At 61.7% G+C, this 26,402-nt stretch carries 25 protein-coding genes and 1 riboswitch; of the genes, 8 read left to right on the forward strand and 17 right to left on the reverse strand.

Annotated features, from left to right (window positions below):
* Positions 1 to 2: 2 nt before the first annotated feature.
* From GS_RS13490 to GS_RS13565, 16 genes are all read right to left on the reverse strand, one after another.
* A complete protein-coding gene (locus GS_RS13490; protein ID WP_010943320.1) occupies positions 3 to 884 on the reverse strand; it encodes a DUF362 domain-containing protein in 882 nt (293 codons plus the stop codon).
* Between the two features lie 74 nt (positions 885 to 958).
* Positions 959 to 1,867: a putative 2-dehydropantoate 2-reductase gene (locus tag GS_RS13495; RefSeq protein WP_010943321.1), complete on the reverse strand. Its 909-nt coding sequence runs from the start codon at positions 1,865 to 1,867 to the stop codon at positions 959 to 961.
* The gene (locus GS_RS13500) at positions 1,867 to 2,145 is read right to left on the reverse strand and encodes a hypothetical protein (protein WP_164930456.1); all 279 of its coding nucleotides are present in this window, start codon (positions 2,143 to 2,145) and stop codon (positions 1,867 to 1,869) included. The genes GS_RS13495 and GS_RS13500 overlap by 1 nt, the downstream gene beginning before the upstream one ends.
* 53 nt (positions 2,146 to 2,198) lie before the next feature.
* Positions 2,199 to 3,320, reverse strand: coding sequence for an ABC transporter permease (locus tag GS_RS13505; protein ID WP_010943323.1), 1,122 nt, complete (start codon positions 3,318 to 3,320; stop codon positions 2,199 to 2,201).
* 2 nt (positions 3,321 to 3,322) lie between these two features.
* Positions 3,323 to 6,115 carry a ribosome-associated ATPase/putative transporter RbbA gene (gene rbbA / locus GS_RS13510; RefSeq protein WP_010943324.1) on the reverse strand — a complete coding sequence of 931 codons (2,793 nt, stop codon included), beginning with the start codon at positions 6,113 to 6,115 and terminating at the stop codon, positions 3,323 to 3,325.
* Positions 6,112 to 7,185, reverse strand: coding sequence for an HlyD family secretion protein (locus tag GS_RS13515; RefSeq protein ID WP_010943325.1), 1,074 nt, complete (start codon positions 7,183 to 7,185; stop codon positions 6,112 to 6,114). The genes rbbA and GS_RS13515 overlap by 4 nt, the downstream gene beginning before the upstream one ends.
* Before the next feature lie 36 nt (positions 7,186 to 7,221).
* Complete coding sequence (locus GS_RS17715) at positions 7,222 to 7,353, reverse strand: hypothetical protein (protein WP_010943326.1); 132 nt, start codon at positions 7,351 to 7,353, stop codon at positions 7,222 to 7,224.
* A 140-nt stretch (positions 7,354 to 7,493) separates the two neighbouring features.
* Positions 7,494 to 8,258 carry an MlaA family lipoprotein gene (locus GS_RS13520; RefSeq protein ID WP_010943328.1) on the reverse strand — a complete coding sequence of 255 codons (765 nt, stop codon included), beginning with the start codon at positions 8,256 to 8,258 and terminating at the stop codon, positions 7,494 to 7,496.
* 3 nt (positions 8,259 to 8,261) lie between these two features.
* Complete coding sequence (locus tag GS_RS13525; protein WP_010943329.1) at positions 8,262 to 9,548, reverse strand: alpha/beta hydrolase; 1,287 nt, start codon at positions 9,546 to 9,548, stop codon at positions 8,262 to 8,264.
* Positions 9,549 to 9,590: 42 nt separating this feature from the next.
* Positions 9,591 to 10,553, reverse strand: a complete 963-nt coding sequence (locus GS_RS13530; protein ID WP_235044901.1) for a TAXI family TRAP transporter solute-binding subunit — start codon at positions 10,551 to 10,553, stop codon at positions 9,591 to 9,593.
* Positions 10,554 to 10,724: 171 nt separating this feature from the next.
* Positions 10,725 to 11,111 (reverse strand): response regulator, encoded by a 387-nt coding sequence (locus GS_RS13535; RefSeq protein ID WP_010943331.1) that lies wholly within the window; start codon positions 11,109 to 11,111, stop codon positions 10,725 to 10,727.
* 519 nt (positions 11,112 to 11,630) lie between these two features.
* Complete coding sequence (gene adeC, locus GS_RS13545) at positions 11,631 to 13,013, reverse strand: AdeC/AdeK/OprM family multidrug efflux complex outer membrane factor (protein WP_153304094.1); 1,383 nt, start codon at positions 13,011 to 13,013, stop codon at positions 11,631 to 11,633.
* A 157-nt stretch (positions 13,014 to 13,170) separates the two neighbouring features.
* A complete protein-coding gene (locus GS_RS13550) occupies positions 13,171 to 16,329 on the reverse strand; it encodes an efflux RND transporter permease subunit (RefSeq protein WP_010943334.1) in 3,159 nt (1,052 codons plus the stop codon).
* Between the two features lie 73 nt (positions 16,330 to 16,402).
* Positions 16,403 to 17,605 carry an efflux RND transporter periplasmic adaptor subunit gene (locus GS_RS13555; protein WP_010943335.1) on the reverse strand — a complete coding sequence of 401 codons (1,203 nt, stop codon included), beginning with the start codon at positions 17,603 to 17,605 and terminating at the stop codon, positions 16,403 to 16,405.
* A 17-nt stretch (positions 17,606 to 17,622) separates the two neighbouring features.
* Positions 17,623 to 17,793, reverse strand: a complete 171-nt coding sequence (locus tag GS_RS13560; RefSeq protein WP_153304317.1) for a hypothetical protein — start codon at positions 17,791 to 17,793, stop codon at positions 17,623 to 17,625.
* Positions 17,794 to 17,833: 40 nt separating this feature from the next.
* The gene (locus GS_RS13565) at positions 17,834 to 18,409 is read right to left on the reverse strand and encodes a TetR/AcrR family transcriptional regulator (protein ID WP_010943336.1); all 576 of its coding nucleotides are present in this window, start codon (positions 18,407 to 18,409) and stop codon (positions 17,834 to 17,836) included.
* Between the two features lie 198 nt (positions 18,410 to 18,607).
* A riboswitch (molybdenum cofactor riboswitch) is annotated at positions 18,608 to 18,726 on the forward strand.
* Positions 18,727 to 18,798: 72 nt separating this feature from the next.
* Here GS_RS13565 and GS_RS13570 point away from each other — a divergent pair.
* The 8 genes from GS_RS13570 (at position 18,799) to pta (ending at position 24,804) form a co-directional block, all read left to right on the forward strand.
* A complete protein-coding gene (locus GS_RS13570) occupies positions 18,799 to 19,182 on the forward strand; it encodes a molybdenum cofactor biosynthesis protein MoaE (RefSeq protein WP_010943337.1) in 384 nt (127 codons plus the stop codon).
* 28 nt (positions 19,183 to 19,210) lie between these two features.
* On the forward strand, positions 19,211 to 20,020 hold the full coding sequence (locus GS_RS13575; RefSeq protein ID WP_010943338.1) for a substrate-binding domain-containing protein: 810 nt from the start codon (positions 19,211 to 19,213) through the stop codon (positions 20,018 to 20,020).
* Positions 20,021 to 20,092: 72 nt separating this feature from the next.
* Complete coding sequence (locus GS_RS13580; protein WP_010943339.1) at positions 20,093 to 20,779, forward strand: ABC transporter permease; 687 nt, start codon at positions 20,093 to 20,095, stop codon at positions 20,777 to 20,779.
* 7 nt (positions 20,780 to 20,786) lie between these two features.
* Positions 20,787 to 21,527, forward strand: coding sequence for an energy-coupling factor ABC transporter ATP-binding protein (locus GS_RS13585; protein WP_010943340.1), 741 nt, complete (start codon positions 20,787 to 20,789; stop codon positions 21,525 to 21,527).
* Positions 21,482 to 22,699 carry a molybdopterin molybdotransferase MoeA gene (glp, locus tag GS_RS13590; protein ID WP_010943341.1) on the forward strand — a complete coding sequence of 406 codons (1,218 nt, stop codon included), beginning with the start codon at positions 21,482 to 21,484 and terminating at the stop codon, positions 22,697 to 22,699. Before GS_RS13585 ends, glp begins: the two co-directional genes overlap by 46 nt.
* Before the next feature lie 12 nt (positions 22,700 to 22,711).
* A complete protein-coding gene (gene moaC / locus GS_RS13595) occupies positions 22,712 to 23,194 on the forward strand; it encodes a cyclic pyranopterin monophosphate synthase MoaC (RefSeq protein WP_010943342.1) in 483 nt (160 codons plus the stop codon).
* Entirely contained in the window at positions 23,191 to 23,682 is a 492-nt protein-coding gene (mog, locus tag GS_RS13600; protein WP_010943343.1) for a molybdopterin adenylyltransferase, read from the forward strand. The genes moaC and mog overlap by 4 nt, the downstream gene beginning before the upstream one ends.
* A gap of 120 nt (positions 23,683 to 23,802) precedes the next feature.
* Positions 23,803 to 24,804: a phosphate acetyltransferase gene (pta, locus tag GS_RS13605; protein ID WP_010943344.1), complete on the forward strand. Its 1,002-nt coding sequence runs from the start codon at positions 23,803 to 23,805 to the stop codon at positions 24,802 to 24,804.
* A gap of 144 nt (positions 24,805 to 24,948) precedes the next feature.
* On the opposite strand, the gene GS_RS13610 is transcribed toward pta, so the two are convergent.
* Positions 24,949 to 26,214: an acetate kinase gene (locus GS_RS13610; protein WP_010943345.1), complete on the reverse strand. Its 1,266-nt coding sequence runs from the start codon at positions 26,212 to 26,214 to the stop codon at positions 24,949 to 24,951.
* Positions 26,215 to 26,402 lie beyond the last annotated feature (188 nt).

Raw genomic sequence — 26,402 nt, forward strand, 5'->3', positions numbered from 1 at the left:
TCTCAGGCCGTGACGATGCGGACCCGCTTCAGGTTCATCTCGCCGAGGCCCCGCTTGTGGGCCGCCACGGTGACCGGAATATCCTCGGGCTTGAGCCCGAACAGGGTGGTGGCGTAGGCATCGGCAGCCACGATGTCCGTGGAGGCGATGACCGTATCCATCACCTTCACGTCGGCCGGGCTTCCCCCCTGGGGTCCATGATCGGTCAGGATGCGGGTGGCGTCGATGACCGTCAGATGGCTCTTGAGCACGCTGTTGATGTCGGCCAGGGCATCATCCAGATGGCGATGGATGCTCCCCCGATTTCCCCCCATGACACCCATCACGTTCTTGAGCCCCAGGGTCAGGCGGGACAGGCCGTGATGCTTGGCCACCGGCACGTTGATGAAGACGTCGGCCGAGAGCGCTTCGTCGTAGAGCTCCCACGCCGGGAGCACCGCACCCTTGATGGGGACCCGCCGGAACCGCTCGTTCTCGATGAATTTCAGCTCCACCCCCTTCATCCCCTTAAGGGCGTCGCTGATGCCGCTCTGCACATAGCAGCGGCGCTCGTCGTTGCAGGTCCGGTCAAAAACCTTGACCCGCTTCGCTCCGGCGGCCAGGGCCTCCTCGGCCAGGGCGCGCACCACCAGCGGGTGGGTATTGGCTGCCTGGGCAGGGGTCCGGTCCCACCCCATGTTGGGCTTCAGGACCACCACATCCCCCGGTTTCACGAACCGCTTCATACCGCCCAGAAGCGCGAGGGCGCTCCGGGTCGTGCGGGCATAGTCCTTTCCCCGCGCCACCGCCACTGTCGGCTGCGGTGCCGCGAACAGCCGCCGGAATGCCCCTTCGGCAAAGAGGGACGACAGCCCCACGAGCTTCAGAAACGTGCGTCGTTCCATGGTTTCCTCCCCGGCTCGACATAGAATTCACGCTTTCCAAGGATACCATAGAGACGGCAGCGCTCCAGGAAAAACTAGCCGGCAGACTGCTCCAGCAGCGTTGCCAGCATCTCCACCCGGGGCATGGCGATACCCCGTTGGCTGCCGTAGGCAAGGGGCGTCCGGAAGATGGCCCAGATCTCCAGGGGCCTCCCCTCTTCCCGGTCGATCTGCATGGAGGGTTTGTATTCGCCCATCCTGTCGGTGAATTCCAGCATGCTGTCCGCGTATGCCGGGGCTATGGGCACGGTCAACCCCTGGGCATTGGCCGCGGCAATCACCTCATGCATGATCTCCCGCACCAGCGTGCGGCTCGCATCCCGCGCCAGGAGCAGGTTGACCGGCTGCTGCAGCAGGGCGCACAGGCCGTTGAACGGAATGTTCCAGACCAGCTTCTCCCAGCGGGCCCGCTTCAGGTCGCCGGTTGCACGGCACTCCACTCCTGCCCGCACGAACAGGGCGGCCAGCGCCTCGGTCCATTCCCGGTCGCGGGGAAGAAATTCGCCCAGGGTGATCCGGCCCGCACCAAGGTGGTGCACCTCTCCCGGCTCACCCCGGTTGGAACAGAGAAAGGCCACCCCGCCGATGACCCGCTCAGGGCCGAACAGGGCGGCCAGTGCCTCCTCGTTCCCCAACCCGTTCTGAAGGGTCAGGATCCGGGTCTCAGCCCCCACCAGCGGACGGATCAACTCCTCATACCGATCGTTGGCAAAGGTCTTCAGCCCCACCAGAACCAGATCTGCGGCACCGATCTCATCAGGGGTCCGGTATCCTTTCACGTGGGGGAGGACAAAGTCACCGTCAGTGGAGAATACCTTGAGGCCGTTGCGAACGATTGCCTCGAAATCGCGGCGCAGAAGAAAATGCACGTCCTCCCCCGCCCGCTGCAGCAGCGCGCCGTAGTAGAGCCCCAGGGCTCCGGCGCCGACAATGGCTATTTTCATCAGAACGACTCCAGGGAACGGGTTTGCCGGGCACGGCGGCCAATGGTCCGCAGATGGCCAGTAATCCGTGCCTCGTCAGGCATCGGGTAGAGTGCCACATAAACGCCGCCATGGAAACAACTCCGTAGCAGAGGCGCGGAAAGGGCCGCCGCAGCCACGGCCCTGCCCGTGCGGAGGGTCGCCGGCTCTGCCGCACGGGCCATCCTGGTAGCGGCGTTCAAGGCGGGATCCGTGGATGTGCCGGTTGCCTTCCCCAGGACGCCACCCGGGATCGGCATCACATATGATTCGATGGTACATCATATCGTGCGGCGTGGCGCGCCGGGCAGGCTTACGCCATCGTCCCGATCGTCTTGCGGAAGCGAGCCAGAGACACGGCAAACAGCACCGCGCCAATCAGGGCAAGGGAGACGAACTGGGGCCAGACCACGGAAATCCCGGCACCCCGGTAGAGGATTGCCTGGGCAAGCATGACGAAATGAGTATTGGGGGCTGCCAGCATCACGGCCTGAACAAAGCCGGGCATGCTCTCCCGGGGGGTCGTCCCACCCGAAAGGATCTGCAGCGGCAGCAGGATCAGCATCACCAGGAGCCCGAACTGGGGCATGGAGCGGGCCAGGGTGCCGAGGAAAATCCCCAGGGAAGTGGTAGCGAACAGGTGCAGAGCCGTACCGGCCAGGAACAGGAGGATGGAGCCCTCGACAGGAACCTTCAGAAGCCCCTGGACCACGAACAGGAGTGAACAGGCCGTGGCGGCGAGTACCACCAGGGCCATGGCCCACACCTTGCCCGTCATGATCTCGAAGGGAGTTACCGGCATGGCCAGGAGGTGCTCGACCGTGCCGTGCTCCCGCTCGCGGAGGAGCGCCGCCCCGGTGAGAATAATCGAAAGCATGGTCACGTTGTCGATGACCTTCATGACCCCCCCGAACCACGATTTGTTCAACTCCGGGTTGAACCGCGCCCGCAGTGCCAGATCCACCGGAGGGGCATGGTTCGAGCGGTATCTTTGGAGGAAACTCGCGATCTCGCCGTTGACAATGGTCTGAATGTGGCCGCTGCCGGCAAAGGCCTGGCTCATGCGGGTGGCATCCACGTTGAGCTGGATAGCGGGGGAGCGGCCGGCCAGCACGTCGCGCTGAAAATCCGGGGGAATATCAATGGCAAAGGTATCAATACCGGCATCCATCCGGGCGTCCATCTCGGCTCGGCCAATAAGGACAGGCGGGACGAACTGGGGGGGATAGAACGCATCGACGATGCGCCGCGAGAGTTGGGAGTGGTCCTCGTCCACAATGGCGATGGGAGCGTTGTGGAGGGTTTCGGGCATGGCCGTGGCGCCGGAGTAGATGGCGAGGGTGAAGGCATAGACGATCAGGACGAGCATGATGGGATCCCGCAGCAGGCTGCGGAGCTCTTTGATGCCGAGATGGAGAATGTTTGCAGGCCGCATGGTCAGTGCTCCTGTTTCCTGAGCAATGCTCCCCCGAGGCCGGTCAGGATGGGGACAGCCAGTGCCAGGGAAAGGAATGAGGAGTAGAGGTCATGGAAATCGAGCCCTTTTGAAAAGGTGCCCCGGGCGATGGTCAGGAAATGGGTGGTGGGGTACGCCCTGCCGATCATGGCCCCTGCCCCTTCGAGGGAGGAAACCGGGTCGATCATGCCGGAAAACTGGACCGCAGGCAGGAGGGTCAGGAGCGCCGTTCCGAAGAGGGCCGCTATCTGGCTCCGCATGAAGGTGGAGATCACCAGTCCCAGCGCGGTGGCAGCGGTTACGTAGAGGAACGCGGCCGTGGCAAGGGTTGGGAAGCTCCCCTTCAGGGGAACCTGGAACACGAAGACGGCCAGGGCGGTGAGGAGGAGAAAGTTGAGCATGGCCAGTGCCACGTATGGACCCTGCTTGCCGAGGAGGAATTCCAGCCGGGTGACCGGAGTGACGTAGAGATTGACGATGGAGCCCAGCTCCTTTTCCCGCACCACGGACAGAGCGGTCAGCATGGCCGGAATCATCATGAGCAGCAGCGGAATGACCGCCGGCACCATGGCCGGCAGGCTTTTCACGTCGGGGTTGTAGCGGAAGCGCGTTTCAATGGTGGCAGCCCCGGCCCCGGAGAGAGCCGTGGCATGCTCCCGGGCCAGGACCGACAGCCACTGCGCATGCATCCCCTGCACGTAGCCGCGCACCGTCTCGGCACGGGTGGGCATGGCGCCGTCGATCCAGGCCCCCACCGTCACCGGAGCCCCCCTGCGCAGGTCTCGGCCGAAGCCGGGGGGGATCTCGATGGCCAGGCTGATCTCGCCGGCCCGCATGCGCCGGTCCAGGTCGCCATAGTCGATGATGGGAGGACGTTCGTTGAAGTAGCGTGAACCGGCGAGGTTAAGGGCGTAATCGCGGCTGAGGGTGGTCTGGTCCCGGTCGAGGACCGCGAAGGAAAGATTCTCCACGTCCAGGTTGATGCCATATCCTATGACGAGCATGAGGATAACGCTCCCCAGGAGCGCCAGGGTCAGGCGGATCGGATCCCGGCGCAGTTCCAATGCCTCGCGCCGGGTGTAGCTGAACAGGCGGCGCAGGCTGAAGAAGCCGCCCCCTTCGGGTCCTCCCTCCCTGGCCGGACCGAGGTCAGAGGGAGCGCGCGGTTGAGGGGAAAGGGCGTGCTCTTGCAGAGGCGGCGCCATGGCATCGGAGTCCGTGGCCGCCTCCTCAAGGTAGCCGATGAAGGCCTCTTCCAGGCTCGCTGCCCCCCGTCTTTCGATCAGGGCAGCCGGGGTGTCGCTCACCAGCACCCGCCCCGCGTGCATCAACGAGATGCGGTCGCAACGCTCGGCCTCGTTCATGAAGTGGGTTGAGATGAAGATGGTGACCCCGTCCCGGCGCGCCAGGTCGAGCATGATATGCCAGAACGCATCGCGGGCCACCGGATCGACCCCCGAGGTGGGCTCGTCCAGAATCAGCATCTCCGGGCCGTGGATCATGGCCACCGCCAGGGAAAGCCGCTGGCGCTGCCCCAGGGGCAGGGCATCGGGGAGGCTCTCCATCACCTCCACCAAACCGAATCGCTCCGCCATCTCCTTCACCCGGGCCGGGATCCCCTTTTCCGGCAGCCTGAAGAGACGGGCGTGGAGCACCAGGTTCTGCCGCACCGTCAGTTCGCCGTAAAGGGAGAAAGACTGGGTCATGTAGCCGACCCGGCGGCGGGTATCGATGTCCTGGGAGTCCACGGGACGGCCGAAGAGCCACGCCTCCCCTTCGCTGGCCGGCAGGAGGCCGGTCAGCATCTTCATGGTGGTCGTTTTGCCGCAGCCGTTGGAGCCCAGGAAGCCGAAGATCTCCCCCCGCCCGATGCGGAAGCTCACGTGGTCGACGGCCGTGAACTCGCCAAAGCGCATGGTAAGGCCATGGGCCTCGATGGCTGCCTCGGCGGAAACGTCGGTTTCCCGGGGAAAAACCTCTACCGGCCGATGACCTTCCCGCTGGGATGGGGGAAGAAGGGCGATGAACGCCTCTTCCAGGGCGGCAGTGCCGGTTTGGGCCAGAAGTTCGGCCGGAGAGCCCGTGGCCAGGACTCGCCCCCCGTTCATGGCCACCAGCCAGTCGAAACGTGCCGCTTCTTCCATGTAGGCGGTGGCCACCAGCACGCTCATCCCTGGCCGTTTGGCGCGGATGCGGTCGATGAGCTCCCAGAATTGGCGGCGCGACAGGGGGTCGACGCCGGTGGTGGGCTCGTCCAGGACCAGAAGATCAGGGTCGTGAATCAGGGCGCAGCACAGACCCAGCTTCTGCTTCATGCCGCCGGACAGTTTGCCCGCCGGCCGATCGGAAAAAGGCTCAAGGCCCGTTGCCCGCAACAGCTCAAGGATGCGGCGCTCCCGCTCCCGGCGGCCGTGGCCGAAAAGGCGGGCGAAGAAATCGGCATTCTCGAAGACCGACAGGGTGGGATAGAGATTCCTGCCGAGCCCCTGGGGCATGAAGGCCACCCGGGGGCAGACTGTGCGCCGGTGGCCACGGTCGGCCATGCTCCCCCCGAGCACCTCCACGGCACCGGACTGGACCGCCCGGGAACCGGCGATGAGCGAGAAGAGGCTCGATTTACCCACCCCGTCGGGGCCGATGAATCCGACCATGCAGCCGGCGGGGAGATCAAGGGAGATATTCTCAAGCGCCGGGGTCTTGCCGTAACGGAGACCGACCCCCTTCAGCCGGACCACGGGGGGCTGCTCGGCGGCTGCCGGTTCCCGCGCGTTCATTGTACGAGTCCCGTTGTCAGGCGTTCCGGCCACGGGGTAGCGGTGTCGAGCCGCACGTAGGCCATGCCGGGGAGGCCGGTCTTAACCCGGGTGATGTGCTTTTTGAGGAGCTCCACGGGGATCTGGGCCCGGACGCGGAACATCAGCTTCTCCCGTTCACTGGCCGTTTCCACGGTCTTGGGGGTGAACTGGGCCACGTCGGAAACAAACGACACCCTGGCGGGAATCACGTACCGGGGAGCGGCATCCAGTACCAGCCGCACCTCGGTTCCGAGCGCAACCTTGCCTGCCGCAGCAGTGGGCAGGAAAAACGTCATGTAAACGTCGCTCAGATCGACAAGACTGAGAACCCGTCCGCCGGCGCCGACCACCTCGCCCACCTGGGCGACCTTGTACTGGACCCGGCCATCACGGGGGGCCTTGAGGGCGCTGTCCCTGATATCCGCCTGGATCCGCTCAATGGTGGCCCGGGCGGCGTCGACCATGGACCCCGCCCCCACCACCCGGGTGCGGGCCGTTGCAATGGCAGCCTCGGCGGCGGCAACCTGGGCCCGGGCCGAACTTACGGCGGCTGCGGCGCTTTGGAATCCCGTATAGTCATCATCGGTTTCCTGCTGGGACATGGCTCCTTTTGCTGCAAGCTCAGCGGAACGTTCCCACCGTTTGCGGGCATTGACGAGCTCGGCCTCCCGCTGCCCGACCACCGCCACAGTCGCCGCCTTCTCGCTTTCCCTCTGGGCCAGTTGGCTGCGCTCCGTGGCGATGGCGGTCTGCGTCTGGCGATAATATGCCTCGGCCTCGCGGAGCTGGGCTTCAAGGACTTCCGTGTCCATAACCGCCACCACCTGGCCGGCGGTGACGAAATCCCCCTCGCGCACCAGTATCTCCCTGACCCGGCCGGCAGCCTTGGCGGCCACATCTATCTCCACCGCCTCGATGCGGCCGTTGCCGCCGACCAGCCCCTTGTCCCTGTTGCTCCCGCCGAATTTCTGCCACGCGGCAAAACCCAGGGCCGCCAGCGCCAGCACCACGGCGATCCGAATCAGCAATCTTCTCCATTGACCGGTCATGGCTCCCCCGTTCTCTGCTCCCGGAACGCAGACGGCTCAGTGCTTGAACAGAAGGTGGATCAGGTTGATGGGCCAATCCGGGTGCGGCTCTCTGGTTAACACATACAGGGCCGCCATCATGGCGAGCAGCGCGATAAGCACATAGAGGGCTATCCTGGCTGGTTTCACGACATCTCCTTTCGCGTCTTCAGGTAGTACCGGGCATCTCCAATCGCCGCTGCCACGTCCCCACGCATCACCCACGGTTCCGATTCCCGCGGCAATCCGCCGGCTCAGGCCGGCACGGGTGACGGCCTCCCCCAGCTCCGTCAGTTGGCCACGTCGTCCTCCCGCTTCATGGTGTACAGCATCCGGAGCAATTCGTACTCGAACGGCGAACCGGTCTGGCGATAGCGGAACGGTATCCGGTGCCGCCTGTCCACGGCGGAGGTGCCGGTGTAGGCCGCGGTAATGGCGGCATTGTCGACCCAGGCAGCGGGACCGGCCAGAGTGAAGGCTGCCGAGTCCACGGCAAGGCCGGTTGTGTCCCGGACATTGGATGGCCCCAGGACCGGAAGGACGAGATATGAGCCGTTCCCTACCCCGTAGCGGCCGAGGGTTTGGCCGAAATCCTCCGGCTGGCGCCTGAGGCCCCAGGCGCCGGCCGGATCCCAGAGCCCGGCAACGCCGACAGTGGAGTTGATGACGAAGCGGCTCACGGTGATACCGGCGGCCTTGAACTTGAGCTGCAGGAGGTTATTGGCGAGGTTGCCCACTTCGCCGATGTTGTCGATGGCACTGGAAACCCGTTCTTCGGCGTAATCGGGCATGATGGTTTCGTAGGTGCGGACAACGGGACGGAACAGGAACTCGTCGAAATAGTAGTTGAACCGGTATACTCCCCGGTTGAAACCTTCCAGGGAGTCGTCCACTTCAAACATCGGTGACATCCCCTCCTTGACCACATCCTCGTAGGTGCGCAGGGGCAAGGCGCCGGCGGGAACCGCCTGGGGAAGGCTACTGCATCCCGCCGCCGGCAGAAGGGCCGCAAGGATCACCAACAGGAGCTTGATTCTCGCAAGGACGGTGCCCATGGCTCACCTCTCCTTCCCGGCCAGAAAATCGATCATGAATGAGACCACGTCGGGGTGGAACATGTTTCCCATGTGGCCACCGGTGGGGAACAACCGGGCTCGTCCGCCAAAGACTCCCTGGAGGTAGTCGATATCTCCCGGAGCGAGAATGATATCGTCCTCGTTATGGATCAGCCCGACTTTGTCCGCGTTCCGCAGGTAGGCCTCCTGGGAACGGAGGCTCATGCGCGCCAGCAGAGCCTGACGGGTCAGGGACGGTTCGCGGTGCCGGCGGTTGGGAAAGAACCATTCGTCGAAATAGTCGGTGAAGCGCGTGTGCAACGAGACCGTGGCGTAGCGGGTGAGGGACGAGGTGGCGGTGAGCCTCGCATTTCTGGGGACGATATAGCCGCCACCGTTCATGACGTCGGCGGTGAAAATCATGTTGGCCGCACTCATGCGGAAAGAAAGGCCGATGAGTGCGGCAAGATTCTCCTCATTGGGAGGAAACCGCTTATAGGCGCTGTAGATGAAATCCCCGCTGAGACTTCCCGGCCCCACCTCCCTGCTGACGTGGGAAAATTCGGCAAAAACGCTGCGGAACCAGGCGTCGAACTGCTCCATCCCCTGCGGGACGTTCTCCACCAGCAGTTGATCCAGGGCCGCCACTGACTCATACAGGCTGACCGGAGGGTTGATGAGAAGAACCTTGCTGAAATTGAATCGTTTCTCCTCTTCGTCGAGCCGGGCGACAAACGCCGCGTTGAACGCGCCAAGGCTGTAGCCGGCAAGATCGAAGCCCGAAACGTCTATGGTATCCCGCACCGCGTCATAGGCCATCTCCATGACCCGGTAGAGATCCCGCGCGTCGTCGAGGGGATCCCCCGGGAGCCCCGACGAGGCGTTCACCACGAAATCCATATGGGTTGGCGACGTCAGGGAGATGACGTGGAACCCACCCTGGTACAGGGCGCTCCGGAGCTTTACCATGCGTGGGGTGTTGTGGCTGGCCCCGGTTCCGGCAATGATGAAGACCAGGGGTGCCCGATGGTTCTGGTAGGCCAGGGTGCAGACGAGACCATCTTCGTACCAGAAGGCCGGCGGGATCTCGCGGGCGGGAAACACCTTCAGGGTGAACTCCCGGGACGGGACCTTCTCGGGAAGCCTGACCTCGAAATTTCTCGGCAACTCCATGACGGTTGCCTCATAGGGATTTACGAAGGGATAAAAATATGACTGAGGCGCGGCCGCCGCGTTCGGAGCCAGGGGGAAACACGCCGCCAGGAAAAACAGGACGATGAACCGCTTCATGGTGTCCTCCGGAAAACGGTTTGTGGGCGCACCGCCCGCGGCTCAGGGGGCGGTGCCCGCCTCCCGGAAAAAGCGTTCGGCTCCGGGATGGAGGGGAATGACCGCGGCGTCGGCAGCCTCACGGGGAGAAAGGACCTGCAGGGACGGGTGCTGGCGCCTGAAAAGATCGAAGTTCGTCATGATATCCCGCACCAGGCGATAAACGGTTTCCTCCGCCATGTCGGAGCGGGTGAACAGTATCGACCGGATACCGATGGTCGGCACCACCCCGGCGTGCTCCAGCACCGGATAGGAACTGGTGGGAACCACCGCGGGCAGCAGAAGCGGGTTTTCGGCCGTCACCCGTTCGATCAGCGAGGTGTCGAGGGGCACGAGGACAACCTTCCGGGGGCCGGTGCTGGCCTCCATGACGGCAAGGTTCGGATGCGACACCGTATAAATGTAGGCGTCGATATCGTTCTTCTGCAGCAGTTCGGAGGCAAGCGAGGCGGGATGGGTCGAGATGACCACGTCTGAGGGAACGAGGCCGGAGAGACGGAGCAGGGTCACCGCATAGTCATGGTCGAAGGATCCCTCGGCACCGATGTTGACCCGCTTGCCCTTGAGGTCTCCCATCCGGCTGATACCGGCATCCGCTGCGGCGACGACTGTCACGGCTTCAACCGGAAGGCCGAGAACGGCTCGCAGGCCCGGTTGACTCTTTCCCGCCCATCTGCCGGCGCCCCGCGACGCATCCCGCAGTACGTCGTCCTGGGCTATCCCGAAGGCCGTTCTCCCCTCCGAGACGCTTTCCACATTGGCCACCGACCCCTGGGACGAAACGGTGGCGAGCCGCATGCCGTATTCGGCGCTGCGCCGGTTGAATATCTTGGCTATGGCACTGGACGAGACATAGTAGGAACCGGTGGTGTTCCCGGAACCGATTGAAAGCGTGTGCTGCGGAAATGCGGGAAGGGCCGCGGGCGTCAGGAGCAGTGTCACTGCCGCCAAAAGAGACAGTTTCAACGGTATGAATCTGGAGAAGCAGGTCATCGGTCACTTCCTCCTCTAGCGTGGAGGATGGATGTTCGATACGCTAAGTCTGTCTCGCCAGAACCACTACCGGAAAGGATACCACCCTTTCCCGTGTTTGTTCGGGAGAACCTATCCGGCACACGGTCGCGATGCGCACTCTGTTCAGGCGGGTGTATGCCGGCCTTTCCTCCGGGAAAAGTGCCGGATGTCCGCCAACAGCCGTCCCACATTGACCGGTTTGTCCAAAACCCGGCAGATGCCGACATCTGTAGCCATTTCAATGAGATCTGATGTCACTTCGCACGTAACCATCATGACCGGGAGGTCGGGATGCAGTTCTTTTACGGCAGCCGCCAGTTCAAGACCATTCATACCCGGCATGCTGAAATCGGTTATGACCATGTCGAACGTGGTTTTCCGCACGATGTCGACTGCTTCTGCTCCACGCGAGGCTGAAGTGACCTCCAGATCTTTTGACTCAAGGAGCAAACCCAGAACATATAAAAAATTGACATCATCGTCGACGATAAGAACGTTAATTCTTCCCATATGAGCACCTCTGCGACAATTTCCCTTGCCTGCCTGTCAGAGTACAACATATGAACAGCCAACACGATAGAGTTACCCGATCAAATACAACTACGCACAGCATCATGCTTAGTAGGGAATTTTCAATTTACCCACTATCTTCTGCAACCTATCTTTTGCTTTAGTGAATTCCTGGTAAGACATGACATAGCTATCACGCATTTCTACGCAATCTGACTGAATATCGTCGTTACTGCCGGATTCACCACTCAAACAACCTCTCTGTATACGCCTATATCTGCATTCATATAACAAATTACGTACCAATGCAGCGCACACAATATCGCAAGCACGGAGGAACTCCATCATGTGTTCAGGGTTATCGTATTGATAGGCAATTCCACTGATATAGGTGCGTGCCGCTGACGAATCCTTAAATTGAAAATTGTTCCGGTCCATAGATCAATTCCTCGTGGACTACTTCAAGCATTCGATGAAGTTGCGCTCTGTATCCGTGATTGCCCTCAGGTTCCCCGCCCGCTACTCGCTCCCACCGCCCAGCACCTTGTAAAGGGTCGCCAGATTGAGAAGCCGGACGAGGCGGACACCGATCAGGTTCTGCTGGGCGCTGTACAGGGCCCGTTGGGAATCGAGCACCTGCAGATAGTTATCCACCCCCTTTTCGTAGCGGGCCTGGGACAACCGATGGCTCTCGGCCGTGGCATCGGAGAGGGACTGCTGGGCCGTAAGCTGGTCGTCGATGGTACCGCGCTGGGCCAGGGCATCGGCCACCTCACGGAAGGCGGTCTGAATCACCTTCTCGTACTGGGCAACGGCGATGTTGCGGTCCGCTTCCGCCACCTCCAGCGTGGCCTGGTTCGCTCCGGCAGTGAAGATGGGGAGCGTGATCCGGGGTGCGAAGCTCCAGGTGAAGGAATCGCCGGAGAAGAGCTTGGCCAGATCATCGCTGCCAAAGCCAACGTTGGACACCAGAGTTATGCGGGGGAAGAAGTTGGCCCGGGCGGCACCGATGTTGGCATTGGCTCCCTTCAGAAGGTTCTCGGCCTGGAGGATATCGGGGCGCCGCAACAGCACGTCGGACGGCAGGCCCGGCGCCACATCCTTCAGGGCGGTAAGGGTGTCGGAAAGTGCCGACGGAAGGAGTTCCGCCGGCACGGGCGAGCCGACCACCAGACTCAGGGCGTTCCCATCCTGGGCCACCAGGGTGGTGAAGCGGGCGATGTCCACCCGGGCGGCGTCGACGCTGGTCTGGGCCTGATGCAGATCGAGAGCCGAAGAGACGCCTGCATCGAAGCGGCTCTTGGTGAGCTGGTAGGACTCCTGCTGGTTCGCCAGGGTTTCCTGTGCCAGTTTCAGCCGCTCGCGGTCGGCGGCGAGGGTGAGGTAGTTGACGGCAACCTCCGACACGAGGCTGATCTGGACGCTACGCCGGGCCTGCTCAGTGGCCAGGTACTGTTCCAGTGCCTGGTCCTTGAGACTGCGTACCCGGCCGAAAAGGTCCAGTTCGTAGGAACTGACCCCGAGTCCGACACTGTACTGATCGATGGTATCGGCCCGGCCCGTGGCCGACAGGCCTTCTGGCTGCCGTGTGAACGTTGCGCCGGCGCTGGCGTCCACCTTCGGGAAGAGATCCGAGCGCCGGATCTGGTACTGGGCTCGGGAGCGCTCGATGTTGAGAGCCGCGGCCCTCAGGTCCCGGTTGTTCTCCAGAGCCAGAGCGATCAGCTTGTGCAGCTTCTCGTCCACGAAAAACTCCTGCCAGGGGATGTCGGCCACCGGCTTTTCAGTTGCGGACGCCGTCTGTTTGTAGGCGGGGCCTTCGGGCCACGCGACTGGCACCGGAGCGGCGGGCCGCTCGTATTTGGGGGCCATGGTGGTGCAACCGGCCAGGGTCAATGTCATAATTGAAACATAGAGCACTTGAGCAACAGAGAAAGGCTTTGGCGCAAAACCGGAAACTCTCTGCGATCGCTTGCTGGCTGCACGACAAACGGTGGCAGCGGGATCAGATTGTTGCTCTGTTGCTCTGCTACTCTGTGTTATTCCGAACATACTCATCTCAATTCACCTCCGACGCTGTGTCAGCGGGCGGCTGTACGGCAGTCTGCTTTTTGGCAAAGAGTTTCGACACCATCACGAAAAAGAACGGAATGAAAATCAGGTCGATAAAAGTGGCCGAGAGGAGGCCGCCGGTCACGGCGGTACCGATGGCGTTCTGGGCCGCGGCCCCGGCCCCCTTGGTGAGCGCCAGCGGCAGGGTGCCGAAGAAAAACGCCAGCGAGGTCATGATGACCGGCCGCAACCTGATCTTCACCGCCAGGAGAGTGGCCTCCACCAGATCGTGCCCGTGATGCAGCTGCTCCTTGATGAACTGGATGATCAGGATGGCGTTCTTGGTGGAAAGGCCCACGGTGGTCAGGAGGCCGATCTGGAGATAGACGTCGTTGGGAAGCATCCGCAGGGTAACGGCGGTCACCGCGCCCACCAGGCCGAGGGGAAGCATCAGCAGGTTGACGAAGGGGATCGTCCAGCTCTCGTACAGGGCGGCCACGGCCAGGAACACCACCAGCAGCGAGATGGCATAGAGGGCTGGAGCCTGGGCACCCGCCTGTTTTTCCTCATAGGAAAGACCGGTCCATTCATAGCCGATGCCCGCAGGCAGCTGAGCCGCCATCTTCTCCATTTCGGCCATGGCCTCGCCGGTGCTCACCCCCGGCGCGGCCTGGCCCATGATCTCCACGGACGGAATACCGTTATAGCGTTCCAGACGTGGTGAACCGTATTGCCAGTGGGCGGTGGCAAAGGCGGAGAACGGCACCATCTCCCCGTTGTTATTGCGTACATACCACTTGCCGATATCTTCCGGCAGCATGCGGTACCTTGCGTCGGCCTGGAGATAGACCTTCTTGACCCGCCCGTTCTCGATGAAGTCGTTCACGTAGGAACTGCCCCAGGCAGTTGAAAGAACTTCGTTGATACTGGTCTGCGACACGCCCAGCGCTCCGGCCCGCACATCATCGATATCAAGTTTGAACTGTGGGGAGTCATCCTGGCCGTTGGGACGAACCGCCATCAGCTTCGGATTCTTCATGGCCATGCCCAACAGCTGGTTGCGAGCCTCCATCAGCTTGTCATGTCCCAGGCCGCTGCGGTCCTGCAGCATGAAGTCAAAGCCGTTGGCCTGCCCCAGCTCCACCACCGCCGGCGGTGAAAAAGCAAAGGCCATACCGTCTTTGATCTTTGAAAATGCCGCCATGGCCCTGCCGGCAACGGCCGGCGCCTTGAGGTCGGGGGTCGGGCGCAGCTCCCAATCCTTCAGCTTGACGAAGGCGAGGCCCATGTTCTGGCCGCGACCGGCGAAGCTGAAGCCGGCCACGGTAATGATGGCCTCCACGGTCTTTTTCTCCCGCTCGAGGAAATGGTGCTCAAGCTCCTCGATGACCTTGATGGTCCGCTCCTTGGTGGCTCCGGCGGGCAACTGGACCTGACAGATGATGAACCCCTGGTCCTCGTCCGGCAGGAAGGCCGTCGGCAGCCGCAGGAAGAAGAACACCATTACCGCCACGATACCGCCGTAAACCACCAGGTACCGGACCGGCTTGCCGAAGGAGCGGCCGACAATCCCTTCGTATTTCTCCCGTGCCCAGTCGAACCCCTTGTTGAAGTGGCGGAAGAACTGGCAGAACCAGCCGCATTCACCCGGGGTATGTCCTTTTTCAACCGGCTTGAGCAGGGTGGAGCAGAGGGCCGGCGTCAGTATCTGGGCCACCAGTACCGACAGGATCATGGCCGAAATGATGGTGATCGAGAACTGGCGGTAGATAACGCCGGTGGAACCGCCGAAGAAAGCCATTGGCAGGAAGACGGCCGACAGCACGGTGGCGATTCCCCAAAGAGCGCTGGTGATCTGCCCCATGGACTTGATGGTGGCGTCGTGGGGAGAGAGCCCCTCCTCGGACATGATCCGTTCCACGTTCTCCACCACGACGATGGCGTCGTCGACAAGCAGGCCGATGACGATAACCAGCGCGAACATGGTCAGGGTGTTGATGGAGAACCCCGCGGCCGCCAGCACCCCCATGGTCCCCAGGAGAACAACCGGCACGGCGATGGTCGGAATAAGAGTCGCCCGGATGTTCTGCAGGAACAGGAACATGATGATGAAGACCAGGAAGACGGCCTCGACCAGGGTCTTGACCACCTCTTTGATGGAGATCTTCACAAAGGGGGTGGTGTCGTAGGGGTAGACAACCTTCATGCCGGCGGGGAAGTAGCGGGAGAGCTCCTCCATCTTGGCTTTGACACGCTCACCCGTATCCAGCGCGTTGGCGCCGGCCGCCAGCCTGATCGCCATGCCGCCCAGCGGTTTTCCCTTGTAGCGTGCTTCGATATCGTAATTCTCAGTACCGACCTTGGCCTCGGCTACGTCTTTCAGCTTGACCGTGGAGCCGTCGGGGTTCGTGCGCAGGATGATGTTGTTAAACTGCTCCGGCGTCTGGAGCAGGGTGCGGGCGGTGATAGTTGCATTCAGCTGCTGCCCGTGGACGGCAGGGCTGCCGCCGAACTGGCCGGCCGAAACCTGAGCGTTCTGCGCCTGAATCGCTGCAATTACATCATTGGTGGTCAGATGAAAATTGTTCAGCTTTGCAGGATCCAGCCAGATCCGCATAGCGTTCTGGGAACCGAAGACCGTTACCTCGCCCACCCCTTCGGTGCGGCTGATGATATCCTGAACGTTGGAGACCAGGTAGTCGGTCAGGGTATCGCGCGTCAACGAACCGTCTTCCGAGACCAGACCGACGATCATCAGGAAGTTCTTGGTGGACTTAACCACCTGGATCCCCTGCCGTTGAACGATCTGGGGGAGGAGCGGCGTGGCCAGCTGCAGCTTGTTCTGCACCTGAACCTGGGCGATATTGGGATCGGTGCCGGCCTTGAAGGTCAGGTTGATGGCCACGGCCCCGGCCGAGTCGCTGGTGGACGACATGTAGATCAGGTTGTCGATGCCGTTCAGCTTCTGCTCGATGACCTGGGTAACCGTATCCTGCACCGTCTGGGCCGAAGCCCCCGGATACATGGCGTTGATGGTGATCTGGGGCGGCGCGATGGGCGGATACTGGGAGACCGGCAGGGTCTTGATGGCCAAAAGCCCCCCCAGCATGACCATGATGGAGATGACCCAGGCAAAAATTGGTCTGTTTATGAAAAAGCGGGACATGAAAGAAGCTCCTTAATGCGTATTCCCCCGTGGTGACAGGGAGGCGGGGCCTTAGGATCGCAACGCTGTCAGCCTATTTTTTGGCACTCGCCGCTTGGTTCGCTGCCGCGGGGGCAGCAGCCTCCGGTTTTGCCGCGAACGGCACGGTTTTAACCTGCGTGCCCGGCCGTGCCTTCTGGATTCCCTCCAGAATGACCCGGTCGCCGGCTTTCAGGCCGTCGCTCACCAGCCAGTTCTCCCCCACGGTCCGGACGACCTTGATTACCCGCGGCTCCACCTTCTCCTCGGCCCCCACCACCAGGACCATGGCCTCACCTTGGGGATTGCGGGTCACACCCCGCTGCGGAACCAACATCGCCTGGTCGCTCACCCCCTCCTCCACGATGGCGCGCACGAACATGCCGGGGAGCAGGGTCTGCTTCGGGTTGGGGAAAACCGCCCGCAGGGTGATTGAGCCGGTGCTCTGGTCAACGGTCACTTCCGAAAACTTCAGCGTTCCCGGCAACGGATAAGGGCTACCGTCTTCCAGCAGGAGCTTGACCTTGGCCTGGGCCGCGGCGTTGTCCTTCATAATGCCGCTGGCCAGATTCTGCTTCAGCTTCAGCAACTCGGCGCTGGACTGGGTGACATCCACATAGATAGGGCTGAGCTGTTGGATGGTGGCCAGGGCCGTGGCCTGATTGGCGGTTACCAGTGCCCCGTCGGTGATGGCCGAGCGGCCGATGCGGCCGGAGATAGGGGCGGTCACCTTCGTGTAGGCCAGATTGATCCGGGCCGTCTCCACCGCAGCCTTGGCGGAAGCCACGTCGGCTTCGGCCTGTTTGAGGGCGGCATTGGCGTCGTCATAGTCCTGCTGGCTCACGGCTTTGATCTTGACCAGGTCACGGAAGCGCTCTTCCTTCAGCCGTGCCGGAATGAGATTGGCCTCGGCCCGGGCAAGGGCTGCCTTGGCACTGGCAAAGGCCGCCTGGTACGTGGCCGGGTCAATCTGGTAGAGGACCTGCCCCGCCTTCACGTCGGAACCTTCGACAAACAGGCGCTTCTGGATGATCCCACTTACCTGGGGGCGAACTTCGGCAATCAGAAGCGGCGACGTCCGGCCCGGCAATTCCGTGGTCAGGGCAACGCGCTCAGGCTTGACAACGATCACCCCCACTTCGGGAGGGCCGCTGGCAGGGGGAGTTGCAGCGTTCTTCTTGCCGCAACCGACCATCATTATCCCGACCGCAAGAAGTCCCACTACGGTCATCAGTCGTGTTCTGTACATGGGTTGCATACACACCTCGATACTGTTCATAAATTGCCGGCCTCACGGCCAGTTACTTGTTTTTCCCCAAAAAAGCGATAATAGCCGTCAGGGCCCAGACCGCCATGGTTGCTACGATAAACAGTGTCATACGCGCCATTCCCTTTCAGCGGATTCGCCCCATGAACAGCGTCCTCCACCGCATCAAGAATGAACATTCATTCTTAGCCAATCAACGACAGGAGATTACAGAGTCTCCTACCTTTTCACCGCATCCCAGCACGCCTCGATCGTGCGGGCTATGAGGGCATCGTCCAGTTCAATGAATCCGAGGATGTGGTCCCGCGCAGCGGCCAGAAGCGGACCGAAGGACAGGGCAAAGAGGAGTGGCAACGGGACATCCTTCAGAACCTGCTGGGCAATCCCCTCTTCAAACAGATGAAAATAGACATCGCACCCCTCCCGCACCCCCAGGAGGCGTTCCCGGCGGGTCGCCACACCGTAGGGAGAGTTGTGAAACTGCTCCAGATAGCGAAAATCGAGAGGATTCTGAATGAAGTACCGGAGGAGCGCCGTGCCGAGATGGAGAAAGCGTTCCCGAAATGCCTTCAACTCCCCGTATCCCTCCGTGATGACCGGAAAGATCTTCTCCTCCAGTTCCTGATACATCTCATTGATCAGTACGTCCTTGTTCTCGAAATATCGATAGATCGTGCCGGCCCCTACCCCTGCCCGCTCGGCGATGAGCGCCATTGGAGCGCCATGAAATCCGTGCTCGGCAATGAGTTCGAGAGCCGCGCGGACGATCTCGTCCCGTTTTTCCAGCTTCGACATAGATACCTCACTTCCATTACCAGAATGAACGTTCATTCCAGACTATAAGTTTTCATCCCCCGAGTCCAGACTTTTTTACCTACCCCGTTATCCGTCCCCATCCCGGAACAGCTCTTAGTACTTACAGGCAATCAAATGTATACATTGACATGCGCCCACACGCCGTGCATGATTTTGTCCTTTAGAGTTTGCAGTTACATATTTTGTTATCTCCGAGCCCATCCGCCTACCAGGAACATTCCCACGGCGGCCGGCCGACGGGTGTTGCTGGAAACGGCAGCGCCTCCCCTCTGGAAAGGAGATTCCGGGCCACGTGCGCCCAGAGACCCTTTCCAGCAGGAAGGGGTTTTGTGTTTTCCGCCCCTATTCAATCCCGGGAGGAAGCATCCATGGTCATCATTACCGACACCCCCATCGATCCCACATCTGCCTACGGGCTTCTCTCAAAAGGGACTTCAGGCTCGATTGTCCTTCACTACGCCGTGGTGAAACAGGACGCCGGCAACAGCGCGCCTACCGCCTGCATCGACTACCGGTTCGACGCTGGTGCGATCGAGGAACTGGAGGCAATCTCCGCCGAGCTGCGCCAGCAGTGGCAACTGGAAGACGTCCTTTTGATCAGGCGGGAGGGATGTCTGGGCGTCGGAGAGATCATCTCTCTTGCGGCCGCAAGCTCCCCTAACAGCGAGGACGCTTTTTCCGCCTGTCGGCACGGCATCGCCCGTCTCAAGAAAATGTCGACCGTTCACAAGCGGGAGAAGTTTGTAGAGTAGAAGCAATCCACCCAAAGGAGACTCGCCCATGAAAATGTATCGTTCGTTCGCGGCAACCCTCGTTGCACTCCTCATGCTCGTTACCGTTGCCGGCGCCGAGGAGCGCCTCAAGATGTCCACCACAACCTCCACCCAGGACTCGGGACTGCTCAAAGTTCTTCTTCCCCCGTTCGAGAAGAAGAACAATGTCAAAGTCGACGTGATAGCCGTGGGCACCGGCCAGGCCCTGAAACTGGGCGAAGCGGGCGATGTTGATGTGGTCTTCGTTCATGCCCGCAAGCTGGAAGACAAGTTCGTGGCCGACGGCTTCGGCGTGAACCGCAAAGACGTCATGTACAACGACTTCGTCATCGTCGGCCCGAAAAACGATCCGGCAGGCATCGCCAAGGCGAAGACCGCCGCAGAGGCCCTGAAGCTGCTCGCGACAAAAGGAGCCACCTTCATTTCCCGGGGCGACAAGTCGGGCACTCACACCAAGGAACTTGACCTCTGGAAGTCCGCCGGCGTTGATCCTAAAGGAAACTGGTATGTAGAAGCAGGCCAGGGCATGGGACCGGTCATCACCATGGCCACCGAGCGGCGCGCCTACACCCTGACCGACCGGGGGACCTACAACGCCTTCAAGGGCGCCAAAACCGACCTCGTGATCCTGTTCCAGGGTGAAAAAGGGCTCTTCAACCCCTACGGGATCATGGCCGTCAATCCGAAAAAATTCCCCCACGTCAAATATGACCTGGCCATGAAACTCATCGACTACGTCACCGGCCCGGAGGGGCTGAAGATCATCTCCGACTACAAGGCCCACGGCGAGCCGGTCTTCTTTATTTACAAGAAATAGAAATCATCATAGCATTGAACCGCTGATCGGGGGTATCTGTGACCGGTCAGCGGTTCGCTTTCATCCGAAGCCATGGACTTTTATTCCGAATCCCTGACGACCGCCCTCCAGCTCATTGCCTCCCGCGACCCGGACGTGGTGAGCGCGGTGACCGTGTCGATCGTCGTCTCGCTCTGGTCGACCCTGTTCGCTGCCCTGGCCGGCGTGCCTGCGGGAGTGGCGGTGGCGGTGGCTGAGTTTCCCGGCAAGCGGGCCGTGGTGACGCTGCTCAACACCCTCATGGCCCTGCCCACGGTGGTGGTGGGACTCTTTGTCTACAGCCTCATCAGCCGCCAGGGACCCTTGGGCGAATTCGGCCTTCTCTTCACCCCCTGGGCCATGGTCGTGGGTCAGACGCTCCTGGCCATCCCCATCGTGGCGAACCTGACCATGAGCGCCATCAAGGGTGCCGATCCCCGCATCGTCCCAACGGCCCTCACCCTGGGCGCCGGGCCGTTCGAAAGTATCCGACGACTGGTACTGGAAATGCGTTTCGGCATCATGGCCGCGCTCATTGCCGCCTTTGGCCGGGTCATCGCCGAGGTGGGAGTTGCCATGATGCTCGGCGGCAACATCCGGGGCCATACCCGGACCATGACGACCGCCATCGCCATGGAGACCGGCAAGGGGGAATTCGCCCTGGGGCTCGCCCTGGGGCTCATCCTCATGGCGGTCGCGCTGATCGTCAACATGGCTCTCAACGCCCTGCAGCAGAGGTGACAGCACCATGAGCGAATGCATCCGGCTCACCAACATACGCACTACCTACGCCGGCCGGACCGTCCTTGCCATTGACCGGCTCACGCTGCGCAGCGGCAGAATCTATACCCTCACCGGCGCCAACGGTGCTGGGAAGAGCACCCTCCTCTCCCACCTGGCTCTCCTCACGGCACCCACAAGCGGCGAAATCGTCTTCGGCGACCGGACGGTGCGCTGGAACAATGGATCACTTCAGCACCTGCGGCGCCAAGTCACCCTGGTGCACCAGTCTCCGTACCTGTTCACCGGCAGTGTTTTCACCAACGTGGCCTACGGGCTCAAACTTCGCGGCGTCCACGGTGAAGAACTAAAGAGCAGGGTCGAGAGTGCCCTGACCCTTGTGGGTCTCGGCGGATTCGGCGATCGTCGCTCCCGTGAGCTCTCCGGCGGAGAGGCCCAGCGGGTCGCCCTGGCCAGGGCGCTGGCACTCAGAACGAGCATCCTGCTTCTGGACGAGCCCCTGGCCAACGTCGACCGGGCAACGAGTGAGCTCCTCACCTCCATCATCGCCGGTCTGCCGGCCGATGGGACCACGGTCATCATGACCACCCACGATCCCGAGCATGCGGAGCGGCTGGGAGGAGATCGCATTCACCTGGTGGCGGGCGAACTGGCCAACCCACTTACGGGCGTCAAATTATCCAGCAGCGAAGGAGACGAATTGTGCCGTCTTTCACCGAAGCCCGCAGCATTATTCTCGATCGCGTAGCGCCGCTCGGCGTCGAGCGGGTGGGCATCCTGGAGGCCGTCGGCCGGGTTCTTGCCGAGAACCTGATCGCCCCCTGGGAGATGCCCCTCTGCGACAACTCCGCCATGGACGGCTTTGCCGTGCGCGCCGACGACTGTGGTGAGACTCCGGTATCCCTGAAGGTTACGGGCTATATCCCCGCCGGCGGCCGGCCCGCCGGTCCGGTGGAGCCCGGCTGCGCCATCAGGATCATGACCGGCGCACCGGTCCCGTCCGGCTGCGACGCGGTGGTGCCGGTGGAAGAAACCGAAGATGAAGGCGACGCGGTCCGGATCATGGCCACGGTCGCGCGTCGCCAGCACATCCGCTTCAAGGGAGAAGATGTCGCCACGGGCGATATCGTCGTCCCCCGCGGCACCCTGCTCCAGCCCCCCGAAATCAGCATGCTCGCATCCTTCGGCAAGGCACTGGTGCCGGTATTTCGCAAGGCCCGGGTCGCCATTCTGTCCACCGGCGACGAACTGGTCGAATTGGGCGAGTCCCCCGCACCGGGTACGATCATCAACTCCAACGCCCTGTCCCTGGCAGCCGCGGTACGCCAGTGCGGCGCCGAACCAGTTATCATCGGCATCGCCCGCGACAACCGGGAAAGCCATCGCGAAAAGCTTGCCGAAGGGCTTAAAGCCGACGTTCTCATCACGTCGGCCGGCGTCTCGGCCGGCGACCGCGACCTGGTCCGCGATGTCCTGGCCGAACTGGGGGCTGAACAGCTCTTCTGGAAGGTCGACATGAAACCCGGCGGCCCCACCGCTTTCAGCATGCATGGTCCGGTACCGGTCTTCTCCCTTCCCGGCAACCCGGTCTCCACCATGATCACCTTCGAGTTCTTCGTCCGTCCGGCGCTCCTGCGGATGATGGGACACAGCCGCGTGGTGCGCCCCTTTGTTAAGGCCACTCTGCTGGAAGAGGCACGCAAGAAACCGGGCAAGGTAAACTTCCTCCGGGTACAGGCGACAGAACGGGACGGCCGTCTGGTGGCATCCACTGCCGGTGAGCAGCACACCGGCATTCTCAGGACCATGGTCAATGCCAACGCTCTGGTGCTGCTTCCCCGGGAGGCCTCGGTCGTCCCGGCCGGAAGCGAGGTGGAGATGATGATCCTGCGGGACGACGTTACGATGCTGGAACGCTAAGGGAGATCGCGTATGTCCTTCAACCATTTTGACGACCAGGGACGGGCCATCATGGTGGACGTGAGCGGCAAGCAGCCGACCCTGCGCACCGCTACGGCCGCCGCCACGGTGTCAATGCAGCCGGACACCCTGGCCGACCTGCTGGCCGGCCGGACCACCAAGGGCGATGTCCTGGGCGTGGCACGGATCGCGGGTATCGCCGCCGCCAAGAAGACACCGGAGCTGATCCCCCTTTCCCACCCGCTGGCCATCCACCATGCGGCAATCGATTTCGATACCGACCAGGCCTGCGGCACCGTCACCGTCAGAGCCACGGTACGGGCCTTCGAGCGGACCGGCGTGGAGATGGAAGCCATGACCTCGGCGGCCGTGGCAGCTCTCACCATCTATGACATGTGCAAGGGGGCCGACAAGGGAATCACCATCGGTCAGATTCGCCTTCTTTTCAAGGAGGGGGGGAAGAGCGGCACCTGGCAGAGGGAGGAAGGACAATGAAGGCGGCGATTCTTACCCTGAGCGACAAGGGCTCCCGGGGCGAACGGGCCGACGCCAGCGGCCCGGCCCTCGTCGCATGGCTGGCGGAGCGGGGCGTCGAAACGGTGCGCACAGAGATCATCCCCGACGAGGCGGACCTTATCTCCGCCCGCCTCGCTGCATGGGCCGACGCGGGAGACGCGGACCTGATCCTCACAACAGGCGGCACCGGAGTCTCCCCCCGGGACGTTACCCCCGATGCCACCATGACGATTCTTGATCGACTCATCCCCGGTTTCGGCGAGGTGATGCGGATGCGGAGCCTCCAGAAGACCCCCAACGCCATGATCTCTCGGGCCGTGGCCGGGATCAGGGGAACCGCCTTGATCATCAACCTTCCCGGCAGCCCCCGTGGCGCTGTTGAAAACCTGGAAGCGGTCTGGCCGGCCGTACCGCACGCCGTTGAAAAAATCCAGGGCGACACCCGCGACTGCGCCCCAGTACACTGAAGCAATCTCTCTTTCAGCCATCCCGAAACCCGGCCCACGCCGGGTTTTTTGTTGACCGGGTCCCTGGTATGGGCTATACACTAGAATTCCGTTTTAATTTTAGACCAAGGAGGATCGACCATGGGTCTGATGGACCAAATCAGGGCTAAAGCCCGGAACAACCTGCAAACAATTGTGCTCCCGGAGAGCTATGATGACCGGATGTATGCCGCCGCCCAACAGATCGTGGAACAGGGTTTGGCAAAAGTCGTCATGCTTGGCAATGCCGACACCATCGCCAGGAAAGCGGCCGACCTCGGCGCCACCATCTCCGGGGTCGAATTGATCGATCCGGCCACGTCTCCCAAGCTCAACGAATATGCCGACGCCTTCGTGGAACTCCGCAAGAGCAAGGGACTCTCCAAGGATGACGCACTGAAGCTCCTCACTGCGGCAGACAACCTCTACTATGCCGGCATGATGGTCCGCCAGGGTGACGCCGGAGGAGAAGTGGCCGGCGCCACCGGCACCACCGGCGACGTGCTCCGGGCAGCTTTTCAGACCGTGGGCCCTGCCAAGGGGATCAAAACGGTTTCCTCATTTTTCTTCATGGTCACCAAGACCCCGTCCTTCGGCGAAAACGGCATCATCTTCTTTGCCGACTGCGCCGTAAACCCCAACCCCGATGCCCAGGCCCTGGCCGACATCGCCGTGGCCACCGCCCGCAACTGCAAGGCCTTCCTCGACGTGGACGCCCGGGTGGCCATGCTCTCCTTCTCCACCAAGGGAAGCGCATCCCATGCCGACGTGGACAAGGTTCTCAAGGCAATGGAACTGGCCAAGGCCATTGACCCCGCGCTTCAGATCGACGGTGAACTCCAGGCCGACGCGGCCCTCCTTCCCAAGGTGGGCGAGCGCAAGGCCCCGGGCAGCACCGTGGCCGGCAAGGCCAACGTTCTCATCTTCCCGGACCTGGACGCCGGCAATATTGCCTACAAGCTCGTGGAGCGAGTGGCCGGCGCAGAGGCCATCGGCCCAATCATCCAGGGCCTGGCAAAGCCGGTGAATGACCTCTCCCGGGGCTGTTCGGTGGAAGACATCGTCAATGTTGCCGCCATTACCGCGGTCCAGGCCCAAGGATAACCAGTCCGCGAACGAAGCACCACAAAAGGCCGCCGACATCCCCCGGCGGCCTTTTGCCCTCCCCCATCTCCATCATCCACGCAAAAAGGCCGTCGGACTGCTGCCCGACGGCCTTCAGCGTTTCAGGATCCGTTGTGCGGATCGTTACTTTCTCACAAAGTCCGTCCGTGCAAACGAATAGTCGAAATTCATGTGATCGGTGTAGGTGCCGTTGAGAATGGCCACCACGTCCTCGGTAAAGACGAGCTCTTCATCCGTGGGGATGACGAACACCTTGATGGGGGAGTCATCGGTAGTGATGAGGCTTTCCCGCTTGCGGGTCATGGCCCCCTTGTTCCGTTCGCGGTCAAGCTTGATGCCAATTCCTTCAAGGCCCTCGATGGTTTTCTCACGAATGGGCCACCCCATCTCCCCCACACCGGCGGTGAAGACCACGGCGTCGAGGCGCCCCAGCACGGCCATATAGGTCCCGATGTACTTTTTCAGACGGTAGGCCTCGATATCAAGAGCCACCTTGCAGCGATGATCACCATTGGACGCATGTTCGATCACGTCGCGGCGGTCCGTAAAGCGACCGGTCACCCCGAGCACCCCACTCTTCTTGTTGAGGATGCTGTCGATCTCCTTGGCGGAAAGATTTTCCTTCTGCATCATGAACGCGGGGATGGCCGGATCGATGTCGCCGCAGCGAGTCCCCATGACGGCACCTTCGAGGGGGGTAAGCCCCATGCTCGTATCAACGGAAACTCCACCCTTGATGGCACAGTGGGACACCCCGTTGCCGATATGCATGGTGATGATGTTGCACTCGGAAGGCGTCTTGCCGAGAAGAACGGCAGCCCGCTTCGATACGTAGAGATGGGACGTACCGTGAAAGCCATAGCGACGCACACCGTATTTTTCGTACCACTCGTAGGGAAGCGGATAGAGGTAGGCATGCTCGGGCATGGTCTGATGGAACGCCGTATCGAAAATGGCCACGTGGGGAACGTGGGGGAGAACCGCCTGAGCGGCCTCGATACCGGCGATGTTGGGGGGGTTGTGCAGGGGGGCCAGATGCTGGACCTCCTTGACCGCGTCCAGCACCTTTTCGTCAATGAGCACCGAACGGGTGAACATTTCCCCCCCGTGGACGACCCGGTGACCGACCGCGGATATCTCGTTGATATCCTTCAGAACGCCATGATCTGCATCCACGACGGTCCTGATGATCAGATCGATGGCCACCTGGTGATCGGGACACTCATACTCTTTTCGGTACGTTTCCCGACCCGGCACCTCGTGCATGATGAACGAGTCGCCGATAATGACCCGCTCCACCATACCCTTGGCAACGACCTCTTTTCTCTCCCAGTCGAACAGCTGGTACTTCACCGATGAGCTGCCGCAATTGAGGGCAAGTATGATCATCATTCCTCCTGATTGAGCGAAAATAAAAATTGTTCAACGCGAATAAAACAAGCAATTTCAAGATGATTTAAGAGAGATGATACAGATGGGGACAGAAAAATAAAACTGTTTTTTACATATACAATACGGAAAAGTCGAATTCAAGTTTTTTTAAGGGGCAGGGTCTGACCGGCAAAACCTTTCCTCTG

Source organism: Geobacter sulfurreducens PCA (assembly GCF_000007985.2).
GTDB lineage: Bacteria > Desulfobacterota > Desulfuromonadia > Geobacterales > Geobacteraceae > Geobacter > Geobacter sulfurreducens.